The sequence below is a fragment of the Mycobacterium sp. 3519A genome (assembly GCF_900240945.1).
In the GTDB taxonomy this organism is placed as follows: Bacteria; Actinomycetota; Actinomycetes; order Mycobacteriales; family Mycobacteriaceae; genus Mycobacterium.
Genome location: NZ_OESG01000013.1, coordinates 1,745,551 through 1,764,213, shown reverse-complemented (window position 1 = coordinate 1,764,213; position 18,663 = coordinate 1,745,551). Strand labels below are relative to the sequence as shown.

General features: G+C 66.3%; 22 protein-coding genes and 1 pseudogene. 9 read left to right on the top strand and 14 right to left on the bottom strand.

The genetic code is table 11. From position 1 onward, the window contains the following. Window positions 1-118 precede the first annotated feature (118 nt). The 3 genes from C1A30_RS16420 (at window position 119) to C1A30_RS16410 (ending at window position 3,165) form a co-directional block, all read left to right on the top strand. Window positions 119-1,048 carry an SDR family NAD(P)-dependent oxidoreductase gene (locus C1A30_RS16420; protein WP_101949271.1) on the top strand — a complete coding sequence of 310 codons (930 nt, stop codon included), beginning with the start codon at window positions 119-121 and terminating at the stop codon, window positions 1,046-1,048. Next, window positions 1,045-1,692, top strand: coding sequence for a nitroreductase family protein (locus tag C1A30_RS16415; RefSeq protein WP_101949270.1), 648 nt, complete (start codon window positions 1,045-1,047; stop codon window positions 1,690-1,692). The genes C1A30_RS16420 and C1A30_RS16415 overlap by 4 nt, the downstream gene beginning before the upstream one ends. 189 nt (window positions 1,693-1,881) lie before the next feature. Beyond that, window positions 1,882-3,165 carry a TetR/AcrR family transcriptional regulator gene (locus C1A30_RS16410; RefSeq protein WP_101949269.1) on the top strand — a complete coding sequence of 428 codons (1,284 nt, stop codon included), beginning with the start codon at window positions 1,882-1,884 and terminating at the stop codon, window positions 3,163-3,165. Here C1A30_RS16410 and C1A30_RS16405 read toward each other — a convergent pair whose 3' ends face one another. The 3 genes from C1A30_RS16405 to C1A30_RS16395 form a co-directional block, all read right to left on the bottom strand. Then, window positions 3,166-4,362: a cytochrome P450 gene (locus C1A30_RS16405; RefSeq protein ID WP_101949268.1), complete on the bottom strand. Its 1,197-nt coding sequence runs from the start codon at window positions 4,360-4,362 to the stop codon at window positions 3,166-3,168. A gap of 99 nt (window positions 4,363-4,461) precedes the next feature. Next, window positions 4,462-5,532: a dihydrodipicolinate reductase gene (locus C1A30_RS16400; protein ID WP_101949267.1), complete on the bottom strand. Its 1,071-nt coding sequence runs from the start codon at window positions 5,530-5,532 to the stop codon at window positions 4,462-4,464. Further along, a complete protein-coding gene (locus C1A30_RS16395; RefSeq protein WP_101949266.1) occupies window positions 5,529-6,491 on the bottom strand; it encodes an LLM class flavin-dependent oxidoreductase in 963 nt (320 codons plus the stop codon). The genes C1A30_RS16400 and C1A30_RS16395 overlap by 4 nt, the downstream gene beginning before the upstream one ends. 73 nt (window positions 6,492-6,564) lie before the next feature. Here C1A30_RS16395 and C1A30_RS16390 point away from each other — a divergent pair, with 73 nt between their 5' ends. Continuing rightward, complete coding sequence (locus tag C1A30_RS16390) at window positions 6,565-7,659, top strand: dihydrodipicolinate reductase (RefSeq protein ID WP_101949265.1); 1,095 nt, start codon at window positions 6,565-6,567, stop codon at window positions 7,657-7,659. Here C1A30_RS16390 and C1A30_RS16385 read toward each other — a convergent pair whose 3' ends face one another. From C1A30_RS16385 to rplS, 4 genes are all read right to left on the bottom strand, one after another. Further along, window positions 7,660-7,965, bottom strand: a complete 306-nt coding sequence (locus tag C1A30_RS16385; RefSeq protein ID WP_064398671.1) for a DUF2469 domain-containing protein — start codon at window positions 7,963-7,965, stop codon at window positions 7,660-7,662. Window positions 7,966-8,005: 40 nt separating this feature from the next. Further along, window positions 8,006-8,725 carry a ribonuclease HII gene (locus C1A30_RS16380; protein WP_101949264.1) on the bottom strand — a complete coding sequence of 240 codons (720 nt, stop codon included), beginning with the start codon at window positions 8,723-8,725 and terminating at the stop codon, window positions 8,006-8,008. 21 nt (window positions 8,726-8,746) lie between these two features. After that, on the bottom strand, window positions 8,747-9,541 hold the full coding sequence (gene lepB / locus C1A30_RS16375) for a signal peptidase I (protein ID WP_235010085.1): 795 nt from the start codon (window positions 9,539-9,541) through the stop codon (window positions 8,747-8,749). Window positions 9,542-9,642: 101 nt separating this feature from the next. Beyond that, entirely contained in the window at window positions 9,643-9,984 is a 342-nt protein-coding gene (gene rplS, locus C1A30_RS16370; protein WP_064351209.1) for a 50S ribosomal protein L19, read from the bottom strand. A gap of 268 nt (window positions 9,985-10,252) precedes the next feature. Between rplS and C1A30_RS16365 the strand changes: the two genes are divergently transcribed. Beyond that, complete coding sequence (locus C1A30_RS16365; protein WP_101949263.1) at window positions 10,253-11,197, top strand: hypothetical protein; 945 nt, start codon at window positions 10,253-10,255, stop codon at window positions 11,195-11,197. Here the strand turns inward: C1A30_RS16365 and C1A30_RS16360 are convergent. From C1A30_RS16360 to rpsP, 5 genes are all read right to left on the bottom strand, one after another. Next, window positions 11,194-12,186 (bottom strand): IS481 family transposase, encoded by a 993-nt coding sequence (locus C1A30_RS16360; RefSeq protein ID WP_101949262.1) that lies wholly within the window; start codon window positions 12,184-12,186, stop codon window positions 11,194-11,196. The genes C1A30_RS16365 and C1A30_RS16360 overlap by 4 nt on opposite strands. Window positions 12,187-12,292: 106 nt before the next feature. Then, window positions 12,293-12,970, bottom strand: a complete 678-nt coding sequence (gene trmD / locus C1A30_RS16355; protein ID WP_101949261.1) for a tRNA (guanosine(37)-N1)-methyltransferase TrmD — start codon at window positions 12,968-12,970, stop codon at window positions 12,293-12,295. A 1-nt stretch (window position 12,971) separates the two neighbouring features. Further along, window positions 12,972-13,490 (bottom strand): ribosome maturation factor RimM, encoded by a 519-nt coding sequence (rimM, locus tag C1A30_RS16350; RefSeq protein ID WP_101949260.1) that lies wholly within the window; start codon window positions 13,488-13,490, stop codon window positions 12,972-12,974. A gap of 7 nt (window positions 13,491-13,497) precedes the next feature. Further along, window positions 13,498-13,740, bottom strand: a complete 243-nt coding sequence (locus tag C1A30_RS16345) for an RNA-binding protein (RefSeq protein WP_003881089.1) — start codon at window positions 13,738-13,740, stop codon at window positions 13,498-13,500. Between the two features lie 8 nt (window positions 13,741-13,748). Continuing rightward, window positions 13,749-14,237, bottom strand: a complete 489-nt coding sequence (gene rpsP / locus C1A30_RS16340; protein WP_101949259.1) for a 30S ribosomal protein S16 — start codon at window positions 14,235-14,237, stop codon at window positions 13,749-13,751. Between the two features lie 173 nt (window positions 14,238-14,410). Here rpsP and C1A30_RS36065 point away from each other — a divergent pair. Next, window positions 14,411-14,497 (top strand): annotated as a pseudogene (locus C1A30_RS36065) (nuclear transport factor 2 family protein); the annotation flags it as partial. An 88-nt stretch (window positions 14,498-14,585) separates the two neighbouring features. Then, window positions 14,586-15,218, top strand: coding sequence for a methyltransferase domain-containing protein (locus tag C1A30_RS16330; protein WP_101949258.1), 633 nt, complete (start codon window positions 14,586-14,588; stop codon window positions 15,216-15,218). A gap of 115 nt (window positions 15,219-15,333) precedes the next feature. On the opposite strand, the gene C1A30_RS16325 is transcribed toward C1A30_RS16330, so the two are convergent. Next, window positions 15,334-15,756 (bottom strand): nuclear transport factor 2 family protein, encoded by a 423-nt coding sequence (locus C1A30_RS16325; RefSeq protein WP_101949257.1) that lies wholly within the window; start codon window positions 15,754-15,756, stop codon window positions 15,334-15,336. 46 nt (window positions 15,757-15,802) lie between these two features. On the opposite strand from C1A30_RS16325, the gene C1A30_RS16320 reads away from it, so the two are divergent. Together C1A30_RS16320 and C1A30_RS16315 are read left to right on the top strand one after the other, a co-directional pair. Next, window positions 15,803-16,681 carry a D-alanyl-D-alanine carboxypeptidase family protein gene (locus C1A30_RS16320; protein WP_101949256.1) on the top strand — a complete coding sequence of 293 codons (879 nt, stop codon included), beginning with the start codon at window positions 15,803-15,805 and terminating at the stop codon, window positions 16,679-16,681. 62 nt (window positions 16,682-16,743) lie between these two features. After that, entirely contained in the window at window positions 16,744-17,580 is an 837-nt protein-coding gene (locus C1A30_RS16315) for a D-alanyl-D-alanine carboxypeptidase family protein (RefSeq protein ID WP_101949255.1), read from the top strand. Window positions 17,581-17,583: 3 nt separating this feature from the next. Here the strand turns inward: C1A30_RS16315 and C1A30_RS16310 are convergent, their stop codons facing one another. After that, window positions 17,584-18,663, bottom strand: coding sequence for an amidohydrolase family protein (locus C1A30_RS16310; protein WP_101949254.1), 1,080 nt, complete (start codon window positions 18,661-18,663; stop codon window positions 17,584-17,586).

Sequence of the window (18,663 nt, the reverse complement as noted above, 5' to 3'; positions counted from 1 at the left end):
GCGGGCCGTCATCCTCGTCGACCGTGCCCAGGCCCTGCACCGGCCTCCTTCATCGTTGACCAAATATCTGTTCCAACGTAGAGTCCGGCACCACCGCCCGTCAATCATTGGAGGGGACATGATCGACTTCACCGGGCAGGTTGCTGTCGTCACGGGCGCAGGCCGCGGACTCGGCCGCGAATACGCGCTCGAGTTGGCAAGGCGCGGTGCCTCTGTCGTGGTCAACGACCTCGGTGGCTCAATGGCAGGCGACGGTGCCGACGCGGGCGTCGCCCAACTGGTCGTCGACGAGATCACCGCCGCGGGGGGCACCGCGGTGGCTTCGCACGACTCGGTCGACAGCGCGGCGGGCGGGCAGGCCATCGTGCAGACCGCACTCGATGCGTTCGGCCGCCTCGACGCCGTGGTGAGCAACGCCGGCATCTTCACGAGCGTGCCGTTCGACGAACTGTCCGCGGACGATTGGCGCCGGATGCTGCGGGTGCATCTGGACGGCGGCTTCTATCTATCGCAACCCGCGTACCGGACGATGAAGGCGCAGGGCTACGGCCGCTTCGTGTTCATCGCCTCGTCGGCAGGCATGTTCGGGCAACACCTCGAGGCGCATTACGCCGCGGCGAAGGCCGGCCTGGTGGGGATGACGAACGTGATCGCACTCGAAGGTGAACCGCACGGAATTCTCGCCAACACAGTGCTGCCGTTCGGCATCTCCCGAATGGTGACCGAGACGCTCGGCGACCCTAAAGTGCTCGAGGAAAACGGATTCTTCAAGGCGATCCGACCCGAACTGGTCGCGCCTCTTGTGGTGTATCTGGCCAGCAGCGCCTGTCACTCAAGCCACCAGAACTTCTCGGCGTGCGCAGGCCGGTTCGCGCGGGTGTTCGTCGGTTTGGGCCATGGCTGGCTGGCGGACTCCCACGACGTCCCCACCCCGGACGACATCGCGACGCACATGCGTGAAATCTCTGCGACGCAACCGTTCACCGTTCCCGGCTCCATCTACGAAGAGGTTTTCTCCGTCACCGAGCGCCTTGGGATCCTCGCGTGAACATCGACCAACTCCTGACCTCGACACGGTCGGCACGCAAGAGCCTCGACCTTGACGCCGCGGTGGACCGCGGGGACCTCATGGAGTGCCTGCGGATCGGGATGCAGGCGGCCAACGGTTCCAACCAACAGAGCTGGCGGTGGCTGGTAATCACCGATGAGTCGCGTCGCGCAGAACTCGCTGCGCTCTACCGCGACGCCTACCTGCAGCGGGTTGGCGGCTCCCTGATCGCCGACCAGATCCCCCCGGATATGCCCGGCGCCAAAATCATGTCGTCCACCGAATGGCTGGTGGAAAACATGGCGAACGTGCCTGTGCTGGTGATCCCCTGCTACGAGCCCTATCTGCCACGTGTCGACGGTGACGAGTCGTTTTTCCAGGCCACGGTGTACGGATCGATATTCCCGGCGGTGTGGAACTTCGCGCTGGCCCTCCACTCCCGCGGATACGGAACCTGTGTGACGACACTGCACCTGACGCACGAGAAGACCGTCCGAGACATGCTCCACATCCCCGAGACGTACGTTCAAGGCTGTCTACTTCCCGTAGGCCGGTTGCGGCCCGGCGTGACTTTCACACCCGCCGCCCGTCGGCCCATCGAGGAAGTCGTCGCCTTCGACACCTGGGAAGGCGGCACGCCGTGAACGACGTATGGCAGAACGGGCGGCCGTCGGTCCATGACTCGCGTGCGCAGGCCATCTACCGGCGCATACGGCAACTCGGAGGGGCTGCCAGCATGGCCCGTTCTGGTAGCGTTTAACCAAACATTGGGTCGGTTCGACCAAACCGATGGACGGGAGCCGGGGCTTGAGGGTGCTGTGGGGCGCCGTCGCATGACGCCGAAAGCTGACCTCGCGGCCCACGCCGGGCACTCGTACGATGACGGCACCCGGCGCACCGAAATCCTCCAAACCGCAGCCTCGTTGATCGCCAGTTCCGGGCTGCGCACGTCACTGCAGGAGATCGCGGACGCGGCAGGCATCCTGCCGGGCAGCCTCTATCACCACTTCGAATCCAAGGAGGCCATCCTCGTCGAGTTGCTCCGGCGCTACCACGCCGACCTCGACCGGATCGCCGAGCAGGCGCAGAGCAGGTTGGACGACCCGACCTCGCTGTCCGCCTTCGACCGCATCGTCGACCTCGGTTCGGCGATCGCTCAGTGCGCGGTGACACACGGCGCCGCCATGCAGATGACCTTCTACGAAGGCCCCCGATCCAACCCGGAACTGACGGCACTCGCCCAGCAACGGCCCACCGCCGTGTTACAGGCGATGGTGCAGACGCTGCGCGCCGCCAGGTGGAGCGGCTATCTGCGGCCCGACGTCGAACTGCCGGTGCTGGCGGATCGAATCGTCCAGACCATGCTGCAGGTCGGCCTCGACGTGATCCGCTACAACGCCAGCGCGCCGAAGGCCGCCGCGCTGCTGTGCCGAATCCTGCTGGAGGGCCTGGCCACCGTCCCACCGACCGACGAACAACTCGACTCCTCGAAGGCGTTCGTGGCCGCCGACGAAGTGGTGCAGTCCTGGCACGACACCGACGACGACGCCGACGACAAGGGCGCGCACATCCGCGCGGTGGCTCGCGCGGAGTTCGGTCGTAAGGGCTACGAGGTCACGACGATTCGCGACATCGCCGCCGCGGCGGGGTTGGGCACCGGCACCGTCTACCGACTCATCGGTTCGAAGGAGGAACTGCTCGCCTCGATCATGCAGTCCTTCGGCGAGAAGGTGGCACTTGGCTGGACGAATGTGTTGCGCTCCGATTCATCGGCGATCGAGAAGTTGGACGCGCTGTCCTGGGTGAACACCAACGTGTTGGCTCGATTCGGTGACGAATTCCGTATCCAGCTGGCGTGGATGCGGCAGTCGCCGCCGAACACCCCGAACATCGGCTGGCTGTTCTCCAAACGGGTCAAGCAGATGAAATCCCTGCTGGCTCAGGGCATCAAAGCGGGTGAGATCACCATCGACAGCCCGTCGAACGAAATGCTGTCGCGGTCGGTCATCGGCGTCGGATGGATCCCGGAAAACATCCTGCACGAACTCGGCACGCGGGCGTCGTTGATTCACGTCCGCGACACCTCTCTGCGTGGCGTTGTCGACCGCGGCAGATGACTATCCGATCGTGACGGGTAGCTTTCCCCAGCCACGCACACTCGACGTGTGCGCCATCGCCGCGTTGTCGTAGTCGACCTGCCATTCCGGCCAGCGGGTGAGGATCTCCTCCGTCGCCACCCGCGCCTGCATCCGTGCCAGCGCCGATCCCAGGCAGAAGTGCAGGCCCTGCCCGAACGACAGGTGCGCACCGACGCGGTGGATGTCGAAGCGGTCGGCGTCCGGGAAGTGTCGCTCGTCCCGGTTGGCAGATCCGTTGAGCAACAACATGACCGAGCCTTCTGGGATGGTTTCGCCGCGGCATTGCGTGTCGTGGGCGACGTAGCGGGCCTGCACAGGCGAGGGCGCCTCGTAGCGCAGCACCTCCTCGATGGCCCGGGGTATCAACGCGAAGTCGTCGATCAGTTGGCGGCGTTGGTCGGGGTGTTCGGCCAGCAGTTGGCCGATGAAGCCGATCAGCCGCGTGGTCGTCTCGTTGCCCGCGCCGGCGATCATGCTGGTGTAGGTGAGCACCTCGGTGCGGGTCAACGGCCGAAGTGTGCCGTCGTCTTCGATCTCGGCGTTCAGCAATTGCGTCATCAGGTCGTCCGACGGGTGGTCGGCACGCCAGTCGATGTACTCGGCGAACAGTTGATAGCTGTTCTCGAACGCCTCCGCGGCGACCGTCCGAAACGTTCCGTCCTTCAGCCCGAGCGCCCGACCGGTTGAGTCCCGAATCTGCTCCTGATCGCTCTCGGGAATGCCGAGCAGATAACCGATGGTGCGCATCGGGATCTGCGCACCGAGATCCTCGATGAAATCAAATCGGCCCGAACCGATCAGCGGGTCCAGCGCACGGACGCAGTACTGGCGCACCAGCGGTTCGATCGCCTCCATCCGGCGCGGTGTGAAAACCCTCGAGAGCAGACGCCTGTGCAGGTCATGCAACGGCGGGTCCTCGAACAGGATCACCCCCGGCGGCACCTCGATGCCGCTCATGATCACGTCGATGGTGGTGCCGCGGCCCGAGCGGTAGGTATGGAAGTTCGGAAGTTCGCGGGCAACGTCCTCATAGCGGCTCATGGCATAGAAGTTGAACTTCTCGTTGTGATACAGCGGGGCTTCGTCGCGCATCCGCTTCCACGTCGGATGCGGGTTGTCGTCGATGTCGAAATCGAAAGGGTCGTAATATACCTCGACCGCGTTGGTATCCGTCACATCAGTTCCCTTTCGTCGCGGCTGCGGGAAGGACGACCGCACCGACGCGTTTCCGATACGGCCACGCGAACCTGATCGAATACATTCGCTCCTCCTGGCTCAGTCGAATGCGTAGCGGGGCAACGTGTTCGGCATGTCGAGGCTGCTGAGCAGCCCCGCGGGTGCCTCGACCACGTAGGGGATCGCGTTGACGACGCGCATCGCGGTGGCGGCCATCGCAGCACGGCCCGCCCCGTGGCCCTCGGCCTCGCCGAGGTTCATCGAGCAGTGAATGTCGGGATCCCCCTCGATGTCGACCCGGTACGTGGCATCGAACTCCGAGGACAGCCAGTCGGGTGCGACGTCGCGGGCCATCCTGATGATGTGTTCGACGACGATCGCCTCACGGCCGTTGACCACACCAGCCGCGCGCGTGCACACCGCACCGCACGTCCCAGCTTCGATCGTCCCGAAGGCCACCTCGATGTCCCTGTCGGTGAGACGACGGTCCAGCGACCCGCGCACCTCGTCGACGTGGACTGAAAGCCCGGCGGCCATGAGATGGATCGGTGCACTCCAGGCCATTTCGATGAAGCCCGGGGTCTGCAGCATCGGCTCGAAGTCGAGCGGATGACCGAAACCCATGCCGTTGCGCATCACGTCCGCCACCGGATAGTGGTCGTTCAGCGCCACCTCGGTCACCTTGAGCGTTCGGATCGACTTGGACTGGGTGGTCAGCAGCAGCGCCAACTGATCCGATCCGAAGCCAGGGAACACACCCGATGCGTAGAACGATGCGTTTCCCGCCTGCGCGGCCTCGTCCAACTGGTCACGCCAGGCCGGCGAGTAGAACGCGGGCGGGTACACCAGGCTGGTGGAACTCGTTGACACCACGTTGATTCCGGCTGACAGCAGCCTCAGGTAGTCGGGTATTGCGGCGGCGTCCCGTTCCGGTCCGCTGGCGGCATACACGACGCAATCCGGTTTGGAGGCGATGAGTTGGTCGGCGTCGTTGGTGGCCGTAACGCCGACCGGCGCAGCACCGATCAGTTCGCCTGCGTCCCTGCCGATTTTGTCGGCAGAATGCACCCAGACGCCGACAAGGTCGAGGTCCGGTCGTCGCAGGATCGCGTCCACCGCGATCGACCCGACACCACCGGTCGACCACACCACGGTGCGCAGCGGCGTCACGCGCGCTCGCTCGCCATCACCGCACGTTCGAGGTAGGGCCACGCCACCTCGGGCGGTACACCGCCGCACAGCGGGTGCAGCGGAAGCGGCCAGCCGCCGCGGACGTAGGCGGCCGCCTCGTCGATGGTGAAGATGCGGTACGGCCCCTGCGCCTCACGCAGAGCCGACACGCTGTCCGCACGCGAGATGCTGGCCACCGAGTCGTCGCCGGGCCGGTACGACGCCGCCATCACCGCGTCACGCAGAAGGTAGGGGCCCAGCTCATGCCACGCGGCGTCCACGTCGTCGGCGACGAAAACCACTGTGGGAGCGCCGGAGACGGGGAACTGGGCCGGCCCCGGCGCATTCCCGAAGGTTCGGCACTGCGACTCGTAGTACTCCGAAAGGCCCGGCGCATCCGTCTGCGAGATGAACCCGAGGCCGAACCTCGCCGCCCGCCGCGCCGCCGCCCTGCTGCCTCCGGCGATCAGAATGGCGGGACCGCCGGGTGTCACTGGTGCCGGCGCGACGTGAATTCGCCTGCCGCAGTGGTCGACCGGGTCGCCGCGCAGCAGTCGCAGCAGCAGTGCCAGGGATTCGTCGGCGAGCTTGCCGCGCTGATGCATCTCGATGCCGAAGTGTTCGTACTCTTCGGGGCGGTGGCCGATGCCGAACGCGAAGGAGATGCGGCCGTTGCTGAGGATGTCCAGCACGGCCATCTCCTCGGCGAGTCGAACCGGGTCCCAGAAGGTGATCGGCACGGCGGCCAGCAGGATCGCCAGATGCCTTGTGCGGGCCGCCAAAGCCGCAGCCATCAGATGCGGTGCGGGCAGGTGCCCGTCCTCGGTCGCGTGATGCTCTGACAGCACCGCGATCACCGCGCCTCGCGTCTCGGCCCACGCACACATGTCGACGGCGGCGGCGTAGAGCTCGGTCGCGGCAGTCTGGGACAGCCGCATGTCGAAACGCAGCGTGAACATCAAAGCGCACTCTAACCTAAAATTTGTTCTGGTTTAATAGTGATTGCTTTTATCAGCGCTCGGAGGAGGAGCCATGGCGCAACGCCATCGCGTCGTCGTGTGGGCCACGGGCGGCATCGGATCGATCGCCATCCGCGCCATCCATCAACGGCCGAACCTCGATCTGGTCGGCGTCTGGGTGCATTCCCCCGAAAAGAACGGCAAGGACGCAGGCGAGCTTGCCAACGGTGAGCCGATCGGTCTCGCGGTCACCACCGACGCCGATGCGCTGATCGCGCTGCGACCCGACTGCGTGGTGTATGCGGCCAGCGGACCCGAACGCGACGCGCTCGCGATACCCGACTACGTCAAACTGTTGCGCGCAGGCATCAACGTGGTCACCACCAGCACCACCCGGTTGGTGAATCCGCACGCCTACGAACCCGCCGAATGGCGCGACCAACTCGCCCAGGCCGCCGCGGACGGCCAGGTGTCGCTGTACGCGTCGGGCATCGAACCGGGATTCGCCGCCGACTACCTGCCACTCGTGCTGACGACCCAGTCGTCGCGGATCGAGAAGATCCACGCGTACGAGATCGGCCTGTACGACGACTACGGGGTGCCCGACATCATGAGCGACGCACTCGGATTCGGCCGCCCACTCGACTATCAGCCGTGGATCGGCTTCCCCGGCGCCATCGCAGGCGAGTGGCAGGGCCAGATCCGCATGGTGGCAGACGCCTTGGGCGTGCAGGTGCTTCAGGTGCGCGAGACGTTGGACCGCGCGGTGACGGATCGGACGCTTCAGGTGTCGATGGGCACCGTCGAAGCGGGCACCTGCGGTGCACTGCGCATGCAGGCGATCGGCGTGGTCGACGGACGCGAGGCGATCGTCATCGAACACGTCACCCGGCTCGCACCCGACGTCGCCCCGGACTGGCCCACCCTGCCGGGCGCCCTCGGCTACCGGGTGGTGATCACCGGCCAACCCGACATCGACTGCACGATGACGGCCACCGTGCGCGACCGCAGGAGCGCGGGCATCGAGAGCATGACGTCGGGGGCCGGCGCCATGGTGGCGACCGCGATGCGCGTCGTCAACGCCATCCCGTACGTGGTGGCGGCCCGGCCCGGCCTGCTCAGCTCGGTCGACCTGCCGCTGACCATCCCCAGCGGCGCATTCGGGTGACTATTCGGGCAGCCGCAGTTCGGGCTTCTCGACCTCTTCGATGTTGACGTCCTTGAACGTGATCACCCGCACCTGCTTGACGAAGCGGGCGGGCCGGTACATATCCCACACCCAGGCATCGGCCAGCCGGAGCTCGAAGTAGACCTCGCCGTCGGAGTTGCGTGGCACGAGCTCCACGCTGTTGGCCAGGTAGAACCGCCGCTCGGTCTCAACGACGTAGCTGAACTGCCCGACGATGTCCTTGTATTCGCGGTAGAGCGAGAGCTCCATCTCGGTTTCATATTTCTCGAGATCTTCGGCACTCATCTGCTCAGCTGTCCTTCATATCGATCGAGTCCATTCTCCCCTACCCCAGTTGGCTCTGCTGCTCGGGTTCCCAGTCGAGCGCATCGTCCGGTACCAGCTCGCCTTCGACCGCCACCAGCCGCCGCACGTTGATGAACGAATAGCGGTGTTCGCTGCACGGTCCGAGTTCGGCCAATGCGGCGCTGTGGGCCGGGGTGCTGTAGCCCTTGTGGTCGGCGAATCCATAGCCGGGATGCTCTGATTCCATCTTCACCATCAGCCGGTCCCTGCTCACCTTCGCCAACACGCTGGCCGCCGCGATGCACGCCGCGGCCGCGTCACCACCGACCACCGGCAGCGACGGCATCGGCAGACCGGGTACCCGGAACCCGTCGGAAAGCACATACCCGGGCCGCACCGACAGGCCCGCCACCGCCCTGCGCATGCCCTCGATGTTGGCGACGTGCACTCCGCGTCGGTCGACCTCGACCGACGGGATGAACACCACGTGATACGCCAGCGCGTAGCGGCTAATCAGCGGGAAAAGCCGCTCACGTTCCTTCTCGTTGAGCTTCTTGGAGTCGTCGAGCGCCGATAGGCTCTCCAACCGGTTGGGTCCCAGCACACACGCGGCGACCACCAGCGGGCCCGCGCATGCGCCGCGGCCGACCTCGTCGACACCCGCCACCGGGCCGAGCCCGCCACGGTACAGCGCGGACTCCAGGGTGCGCAGGCCCGAGGACTTCCGGATCACCGTTCGCGGAGGCCATGTCGCCGGCAAGAGCAGGTTCCCCCTAGTGAGCTACTGAGTCTGCGGGTTCACCGCATGGACTCCACCCCACCGCGACGGTGGCCAGGCGATGAACCGTGCCTTTCCAATGACATTGTCCACCGGCACGGTGCCCGGCATCGGGTCGCCCGTGCAGATGAGGCCCTGTTGGGCGGCTTCGGGCGTATTGCCGCAATGCGCACGCGAATCGGCCGAGTGCGTGCGGTTGTCACCCATCACCCACAGCCTGCCCTCCGGCACGTGCACCGGGCCGAATTCGGGACCCAGACACGGATACAGCTTGGGGTCGGCCATCATCGTCGTCGGATCCAGGTACGGCTCGTCGAGCCGCTTGCCGTCGACGGTCAGTCCGGTGTCGGCGCGGCACTGCACGGTCTGCCCGCCCACCGCGATGACCCGTTTGACGAGATCGTTCTCGTCGGGCGGCACAAAACCGACGAACGACAACGCGTTCTGCACCCAGCGCACCGCGGTGTTCTTGGAGCGGATCGACTTGTAGCCGATGTTCCAGTTCGGCGGGCCCTTGAACACGATCACATCGCCGGGCTCCGGCGTGCTGAACCGGTAGGTGACCTTGTCGACCATGATCCGGTCGCCCGTGCAGCCTGTGCAGCCGTGCAGCGTGGGCTCCATCGACTCGGACGGAATCAGGTACGGCCGCGCGACGAACGTCAGCATGACGTAGTAGAGGACCACCGCGATGGTGATCAGGATCGCCGCTTCGCGCAGCGCGCCGCGCTTCTTGGGTTCTTCCGTTGTTTCGTCGGTGACCGATTCGGCGGTCTCGGGCGAAGGATCAGAAGTCAAGTCCTGAGGGTCCGTAGAGTCGGTCACCGCATCAGGGTAGCCAGCACGGCGCTCACCGCCGCGCTCGTCGCTTTCCAAGGATCAGACTCCGATGCGCGAAGTCAGCGCTTCTCCTTGATCTTGGCCTTCTTGCCACGCAGCTCGCGCAGGTAGTACAGCTTGGCGCGGCGCACGTCACCACGGGTGACGACATCGATGTGGTCGATGTTGGGCGAATGCACGGGGAAGGTGCGCTCGACGCCGACGCCGTAGCTTTCCTTGCGCACGGTGAAGGTCTCGCGGACGCCGCCGCCCTGGCGGCGAAGAACGACACCCTTGAACACCTGGATGCGTTCCTTGGAGCCCTCGATGACCTTGACGTGCACGTTGACGGTGTCGCCGGGGCCGAAGTCCGGAATGTCGTCGCGCAGCGACGTCTGATCGACGAAGTCCAGCGTGTTCATCGGAGACACTTCCTTGTTGTTGGCGGCTGCGGACAGTGGGTCACGAGGTGACGCGTCGCCGAGCCGGTCTGTCGGGCCTATCTGGGGCGTCGCGCGGCGGGCAAACTGGGCCTGCGCGGACAACTGCTCAATTGTGCCAGATCGGCGTCGATCCCTGAAATCGTCACGGCCGACCCCCGAAACGCCAAGGCCAACTAACCATACGCTGAGTACGGTCAGCGGCTAGGCTTGACCACCGTCAGGGGGTGACAAATCGGCAAGGAGGACCATGCGAGGGCGGCCGCCGAAACTGGTCACGGCGACCGCAGCTGTCGTCGTTGCGGTCCCCCTGATCGCTGGTTGTGAAGCAAAGGTGTACGGCGACTCCGCCGAGTCCGCGCCGCCGCAACTGACGGTCGTCGCGCCGATGGGCACCAGGGCGCCGCTGCCGGAGTCGCCGCCCGACGAGCCCGCCGCGACGTTCACCGGCCTGGATGACCGCATCCGGCAGGCCACCGCCGAGGCCTCGAAGGCCGGCGCCGACATCACGATCACCGTTCTCGACCGCAACACCGGGCAGATCCTGTCCAACGGCAACGGCGAGGCGATGCCGATCGCGTCGGTGGTCAAGCTGTTCATCGCCGACGACCTCTTGCTGCAGGAGGCTCAGGGCCAGACCCAGCTCTCCCCCGCCGACCGGCAGGCGTTCGACGCGATGCTGCGGTCTTCCGACGACAGCGCCGCCGAGGTCTTCTGGAATCGCAGCGGCGGCAGCGCGATCGTCTCGCGGGTCACCGCGCGCTACGGCTTGGCGTCGACCTCGACGCCGTACAACGGGCGGTGGTTCAACACCACGAGCACGACAGCCGACCTCGTCGAGTACTACGACAAGCTGCTGTCCGGTAAGGGCGGGTTGCCCCCGGAGCGGGCCAACCTCATCATGGCCAACCTGGCAGCGTCGACGCCCACTGCGCCGGACGGCACTCAGCCAGGCGGGATCTATCCGCAGCGGTTCGGGATCCCCGAGGGGCTGTTCGCCGAGCCGGTGGCCGTCAAGCAGGGCTGGTTCTGCTGTTGGAACGGCGCCAATTGGGTGCACTGGTCGACCGGCGTGGTCGGACCCGACCGTCGGTACGTGATGGCCATCGCCTCGATGCAGCCCGTCGACGACGTCACCGCGCGCAACACGATCACCCAGGCCGTCAAGACGATGTTCCCGGGCGGCCGGATCTAGTTGTACTGACCTGAGAGGTTAGGTACACGGCTGGCTGGTGGTTGACCCCCGAGTGCTGTGTGGCCGCGGTGGTGATTGTAGTTGTGCAGCCACCGTGGGTACTCCTGGCAGCGCTGTTCGTCGCTGGTGTACAACCGGGCGTAGGCCCACTCATCGGCGAGGGTCCGGTGGAATCGCTCCACCTTCCCGTTGGTCTGCGGCCGATACGGCCGTGTGCGGCGATGCTCGATGTCGTCGCCCAGCGCCTTGCGGAAGGCGTGTGACCGGTAGCAGGATCCGTTGTCGGTCAACACCTTTTGAACAATGATTCCTTGCTCGATGAACCATGCGTTGGCGCGTCCCCAGAACTCGGACGCGGTCTCCTTGCGTTCGTCGGCCAGCATCTCGGAGTAGGCCAGCCGCGAATGCGCGTCCAGAGCCGTGTGCAGGAAGTGGTAGCCCCGCACCGGATTGCGGTACTTACTGCGCCGTCCCGAACTCTTATCGGCTTGCGTGTTGTGCTTACCTGCCTGCCGGCCCAGCATGCGCCAACCGCCGCCGGCGGGGATCTTGCCCAGCTTCTTGACATCGACGTGCACGAGATCACCACATGCGGCCGATTCCATGCGCCGCACCACGCGCCCGGTCGCGCGGTCGAGCCAACGCAGTTTGGCAATGCCGTAACGGCGCAGCACGTTGTGCACCGTGGAGACGTTCAACCGCAGCAGGTAGGCGATCCGGGCCGGCCCCCACCGTCGGGTGACACGCACCCCGATGACGCGCCGCTCTGTCCGTACCGGCGTGCGATTGGGGCTGTGATGCGGCCGTGAGCTGCGGTCGGCCATCCCGGCCTCGCCCAGCTCGAGATAGCGATCCACCCACCGACAGACGGTGGTCACCGACACCTGGAAGCGTTCAGCCGCGCGACGACGCGACCACCCGTCATCGACGACGCATTGAGCCAGCCGCAGACGACCGGTTTCGGACAGAGGGGCATTACGGTGAACCACGAAGACCTCCGAGATCGGTGAGCGTTCCTAGACAGCTCGCACTCCACTCGGAGGTCTTCGTCTTGTCACCTCACCACGCCGTCACCAACGTCCGTGGTCAGTACATCTAGTCCAGCAGGTCGGGGCGGCGCTCCCGCGTCCGCTGCAGTCCCTGCTCGTGGCGCCACGCCGCGATCTTCGCGTGGTCACCCGACAGCAGCACCTCGGGCACGTCAAGGCCGCGCCAACTCGGCGGCCTGGTGTAGCTCGGCCCCTCCAGCAACCCGTTCGAATGCGAATCCTGTTGGTGCGACGCGGGATTGCCGAGCACGTCGGGCAGCAGGCGCACCACCGCCTCGATCATCACGAGCGTGGCCGATTCACCGCCAGGCAGCACGTAGTCGCCGATCGACACCTCCTCGACACGCATCCGGCGTGCCGCGTCGTCGATGACCCGCTGGTCGATGCCCTCGTATCGGCCGCATGCGAACACCAGATGCTTCTCCGTGCTCCAGCGGTGCGCGTCGGCCTGTGTGAACAGTCGTCCCGCCGGGGTCGGAACGATCAACAGCGTTTCGTCCGAACAGATTTCGTCCAGCGCCTCGCCCCACACCGGTGCCTTCATCACCATGCCTGGACCGCCGCCGTACGGCGAGTCGTCGACGGACTTGTGCACGTCGTGTGTCCACCGGCGCAGATCGTGTACCGCGACGTCGACGATGCCCGCCTCAATCGCCTTGCCGGGCAACGACTGTCGCAGCGGATCCAGATAACCCGGGAAGATCGTGACGACGTCAATTCGCATGTCAGCCCAGCTCCAGCAGGCCCTCGGGCGGGTCGATCACGATCGTCTGGTCGGCCAGCGACACCGACGTCACGATGGCGCTGACGAACGGCACCAGCACCTCACCGTCGTCGTTTCGCACCGACAGCAATTCGCCTGCCGCGGTGTGCAATACCTCTGCCACCGAGCCGACGGCCACGCCTGCGGTGGTCACCACGTGCAGCCCTTCGAGTTGGTGGTCGTAGAACTCGTCGGGATCGTCGATCGGCGGCAGGTCGGCGGAGTCGACGAGAAATACGGTGCCCCGCAAGGAATCCGCGGTATCGCGATCGGTCACCCCGGCCAGCCGCACCAGCAGCCGTCCGGCGTGGTCGCGGACCGACTCGATGACGTACCGGCTTTCGCGACCACCGCGAGATGGCCTGCCGCGCAGCGTCGAACCAGGCGCGAAGCGGGTATCGGGGTCGTCGGTGCGAATCTCGACGACCACTTCGCCGGTGACGCCGTGCGCTTTGACGACCCGCCCGACTACCAGGTCCATACGACCCTTACTGGTCGGTGTCCACCACGTCGACGCGGATGCCTCGGCCGCCGATCCCGGCGACCAGCGTGCGCAGCGCGGTCGCGGTGCGACCACCGCGGCCGATGACCTTGCCGAGGTCGTCGGGATGCACATGCACCTCGACGGTGCGGCCGCGACGACTGGTCACCATGTCGACCCGGACATCGTCGGGATTGTCGACGATCCCGCGGACCAGATGCTCGACGGCGTCAACGACGACAGAGCTCATGGCCGCGGTCAGCTTTCGGTGGTCTCAGCGGCAGCCTCGGCCGGCGCCTCAGCCTCAGCGGGGGCCTCAGCCTCAGCGGCCTCGGCCTTCTCGGCGGCCTTCTTGGCCGGAGCCTTTTTCTTCTTGGGCGTGGTGGCCTCGGTGGACGGTCCGCCCTCAGCCTCGGCGAGCGCGGCGTTGAACAGATCCAACTTGGACGGCTTGGGCTCCTTGACCTTCAGCGTGCCCTCCGCGCCGGGCAGACCCTTGAACTTCTGCCAGTCGCCGGTGATCTTCAGCAGCTGCAACACCGGTTCGGTGGGCTGGGCGCCGACGCCGAGCCAGTACTGGGCCCGCTCCGAGTTGATCTCGATCAGGCTCGGCTCTTCCTTCGGGTGGTAGCGGCCGATGATCTCGATGGCGCGGCCATCGCGGCGGGTGCGCGCGTCGGCGACGGCGATGCGGTACTGGGGGTTGCGGATCTTGCCAAGCCGGGTGAGCTTGATCTTGACAGCCATGATGAAACGATCTCCTGTGGTTGCCACGCTGCAATTCGGCGATCGCGGGCGGGATGCCCGGATCCGGTTTTGCCTTACGTGTGTGACCGCCATGCAGCCGTAGTCGCATGGCAGACAGCCGCTCATTGTGCCAGAACAGCCGCTCCCAGCGGAAATCGTGTCACGCTTCGGCTATGGACGATGCCACCGCCCTGATGGAGATCGAGGCGATCAAGCAGTTGAAGGCGCGGTGCTGCCGCTACCTGGACACCAAGGACTGGACGCGAAGACATCTTCAACGTGTTCGTCTCCGTGTATCTGTCGGATCCGATCAAGAGGGCGATGCACCGAGTGCTGAGATGACAAACCATGACGTCCTTACATGAGCGAATGTTGGCGGTGGTGGCCGGACAGTTGGGCCGCCCACACGGCATCCTGAGTCCGTTCGTCGCGCGATCGCTCAACCGCGGCAATTCGAAAGCCATCGCCGCGGCTGTGGATGCGGCCGAGATCCAGCGCGGAAACGTCGCCGCGGACATCGGTTTCGGCGGCGGCGCCGGCCTGCAACTGTTGTTGACCGCAGTCGGCGAGGACGGCGTCGTGCACGGTATCGAGATCGCCGACGACATGTTGCGCAGAGCCAGGTCGGCGTTCGGCGGTGACAGTCGGCTGCGGTTGGCGCACGGGTCGCTGATCGAGCTTCCGCTCGAGGACGGTGTCCTCGACGCGCTGATCACCGTCAACACCGTGTACTTCATCTCCGAGCTCGACGTGGCGTGCGCCGAGCTCGCCCGTGTACTGAGGCCCGGTGGCCGCGCGGTGGTCGGCATCGGTGATCCGGACGTGATGGCGCGACTACCGTTCGTCAAGCACGGGTTCACCATCCGCCCAGTCGCCGAAATCGCCGCGGCACTTGCAGAATCAGGCCTGCAGGTCGAGGAGCGCCGGATCGAGGACAAGCCAATACCGCGCTATCTGCTCATCGGCAGGCGACCCACCTAGGAACACCGACCCGCGGTCCCATGGCCGAAATCGACACCAGGGTCGTGGCTGACACCGGAATGCCCGATTCCACAGCCGTGATGTCGAAAGCGGCCCTAGCACGCCAGAGGGGTGACTAGACCACGTTGTCGAAGCACTTCTCCTCGACGCGCCGGCTCATGCGCCAGCCCTGGGGGGTGCGGACGAAGTCGTCGACGTACCACAGCCCGCAGAACATCACCTGATTGTTGTCTCCCGCGAACACCATCGGGTTGAAGCAGAAGGTGCGCGAGGACGCGGTATCACCGGAGATGCGCACGTCGAAGTTGCCGAGCATGTGCGCATGCGAGGCGAAGATCTTCGGCAGCGTGTCCGCCAGCCACGCCTTCACCTCGGGGAAATGACCGTCGATGCCGCCCATCGCCCGGTAGTCGATGTAGGCGTCCGGGGTGAACACCCGGTCGAGATCGTCGAAGCGTCGGCTGTCGATCGCCGTCGAATAATCGATCAGCAACTGCTGGATCTCGAACCGGTCCGAGATCTCCTCCAGGCTCAGCATGCGTCGATTGAACACGATGAAGCGGCCCGGTTAGGCTGCAGACTCCATGGGGAGATTCGTCACGGCGCTGGCCGCCTGCCTGAGTCTGGTCACGCTGTCGGTCATGCCGGTTGCCGCGGCCGACGCGGACATCCAACCGGTGGGCAGCGTGCCGATCCCCGACGGTCCCGCGCCTGCCTGGATCGTGGCCGACATGGACACCGGACAGGTGCTGGCAGGCCGCGACATGGACGTCGCGCACCCGCCCGCGAGCACGATCAAGACGCTGCTGGCGCTGACCGCGCTGGAGGAGTTGCCCAACCTCGAGGCGACGGTGGTCGGCACCGCGGCCGACACGCAGGTCGAGTGCAACTGCGTGGGCATCAAGCCGGGCGGCACCTACACGGCGCGCCAACTGCTCGACGCGGTGCTGCTGGCGTCGGGTAACGACGCCGCCAACGCGCTGGCCGACATGATCGGCGGTTACGACGCGGCCGTCGCGAAGATGAACGCCAAGGCCGCGTCGCTCGGCGCGGTGAACACCCACGCCACGACACCGTCCGGGTTGGACGGGCCCGCCGGATCGGGTGCCACCACCCCGCGTGACCTTGCGATCATCTTCCGCGCCGCGATGGCCAACCCGACGTTCGCTCAGATCACTGCGCAGCCGACGGCGATGTTCCCCTCCGGTGCGGGCGACAAGCAACTGGTCAACGAGGACGAACTGCTGCACCGCTACCCCGGCGCGATCGGCGGAAAGACCGGGTTCACCGATGCGGCCAAGAAGACGTTCGTCGCGGCCGCCGACCGCGGCGGTCGACGACTGGTGATCGCGATGATGTACGGGCTGATCAAAGAAGGCGGTCCGACGTATTGGGATCAAGCGTCGTGGCTTCTGGACTGGGGCTTCGCCCAGAGCCCAGGCGCAGGCATCGGCACGCTTTGAGTTGCGCAATCGCAACGCATCCGAGACCTCACCGGCGAACGAGCTGAGTACGCTCGGCGGCCGTGCGAAAGTTATTGGCCGCGTGGAGCATCGCGCTGTCCGCGGCCGTACTGGTCGCCGCCCCGGCAGCCTCTGAGCCGGGTATCCAACCGGCAGGCGCGGTCGATCTTCCCCAGGGACCCGCGCAGGCATGGCTGCTGGCCGACCTCGACAACGGTCGAATCCTGGCCTCCCGCAACCCATATCAGCCGCACGCACCGGCCAGCACCATCAAGGCGTTGCTCGCGATGGTGGTGCTGGACCAGCTCCCGCTCAACGCGGTGATCACTGCGGCGCCCGCGAACACCGACGTGGAGTGTTCGTGCGTCGGGGTCAAGGCGGGCAGGCCGTACACCGTGCGGCAGTTGCTCGACGGCCTGCTGCTGGTGTCGGGCAACGACGCCGCCAACACGCTCGCCGAGGGCCTCGGCGGCTACCAGTCCGCCGTTGCGCGGATGAACGCCAAGGCCGCCGCGCTGGGCGCTCGGAACACGGACGCATCCTCGCCGTCGGGCCTCGACGGCCCGGGGATGGAGTCGATCACGACGCCGTACGACCTGGCCCTCATCTACCGCGCCGCCCTGCGCTATCCGGCCTTCGCCGCGATCGTGCGTCAACCGTCGTCGCTGTTCCCGACCGACGACGGGCCGAAGACCATCGCCAACCAGAACCAGTTGCTCAAGCGCTACCCCGGCACCCTCGTTGGCAAGACCGGGTTCACCAACCTCGCGCAACAGACGTTCGTCGGGGCCGCCCAGCGCAACGGCCACCGTCTCGTCGTCGTGCAGATGTACGGCGACGGCGACATGTACGGCCAGGCGATCGGCCTGCTGGATTGGGGCTTCAGCCAATACCGGTGAGCGTTAGAAAACGCGGCCCCGCAGGATGACGCGGGCGGGATTGTTGATCACTTCGGCGCCGGAGCGCGGATCGTCGTCGTAACACACCAGATCGGCCGACGCGCCGTGCTGAATTCCGGGACGCCCCAACCACTCTCGAGCTGTCCAGCATGCGGCGCCCAGCGCCTCGGTCGGGCTCATCCCGATGCGCTTGAGCGCCTCGATCTCGTCCGCGATCCGGCCGTGCGCCACCGTGCTGCCTGCGTCGGTGCCCGCGTAGATCGGAATCCCTGCGTCAAGCGCGGCGCTGGTCCGCGGATAGCAACTGGCGTAGAGGTCGCGCATGTGCCGAGCGTAGGTCGGGTACTTCTGCGCCGCGGCGGCGATGCCGGGGAAGTTCTCGACGTTGATCAGCGTCGGCACCAGCGCGGTGCCGTGCTCGACCATCAACTCGATGGTTTCGTCGGTCAGTCCGGTGCCGTGCTCGATGCAGTCGATGCCCGCGTTGATCAGGCCGGGCAGCGCGTCCTCGCTGAACACGTGGGCGGTGACCCTGGCGCCGTTGTCGTGGGCGGCGTCGATTGCCTGCTTGAGGATGTCGTCGGACCACAGCGGCGCCAGGTCGCCGGTCTCCCGGTCGATCCAGTCGCCCACCAGCTTGACCCAGCCGTCGCCCCAGCGGGCCTGCTCGGCGACCGCGTCGGGCAACTGCGATTCGTCCTCCAACTCGAGGGCGAATCCGCGCTGATAGCGCTTCGGCGTGGCCAGGTGCCTGCCGGCACGGATGATGCGGGGCAGGTCGTCGCGGTCGTCGAAGCCGCGGGTGTCGGTCGGCGACCCGGCGTCACGCAGCAGCAGCGCGCCGACGTCACGTTCGGTCTCGGCATGCGCGACGGCCTCGTCCAGCGGGACCTCGCCGTCCTGGCCCAGGCCGACGTGGCAGTGCGCGTCGACCAGCCCGGGCAGCACCCATCCACCAGCCCCGTCAGCACCGAAGATGGTCTCCGCGTCACTGACCGGTTCGGCGCTCAATACGCCGTCGACGATCCACCACTCGACCGGCTCCCCGTCCGGGAGCCCGCGGCCGCGCACATGTAGCCGCAC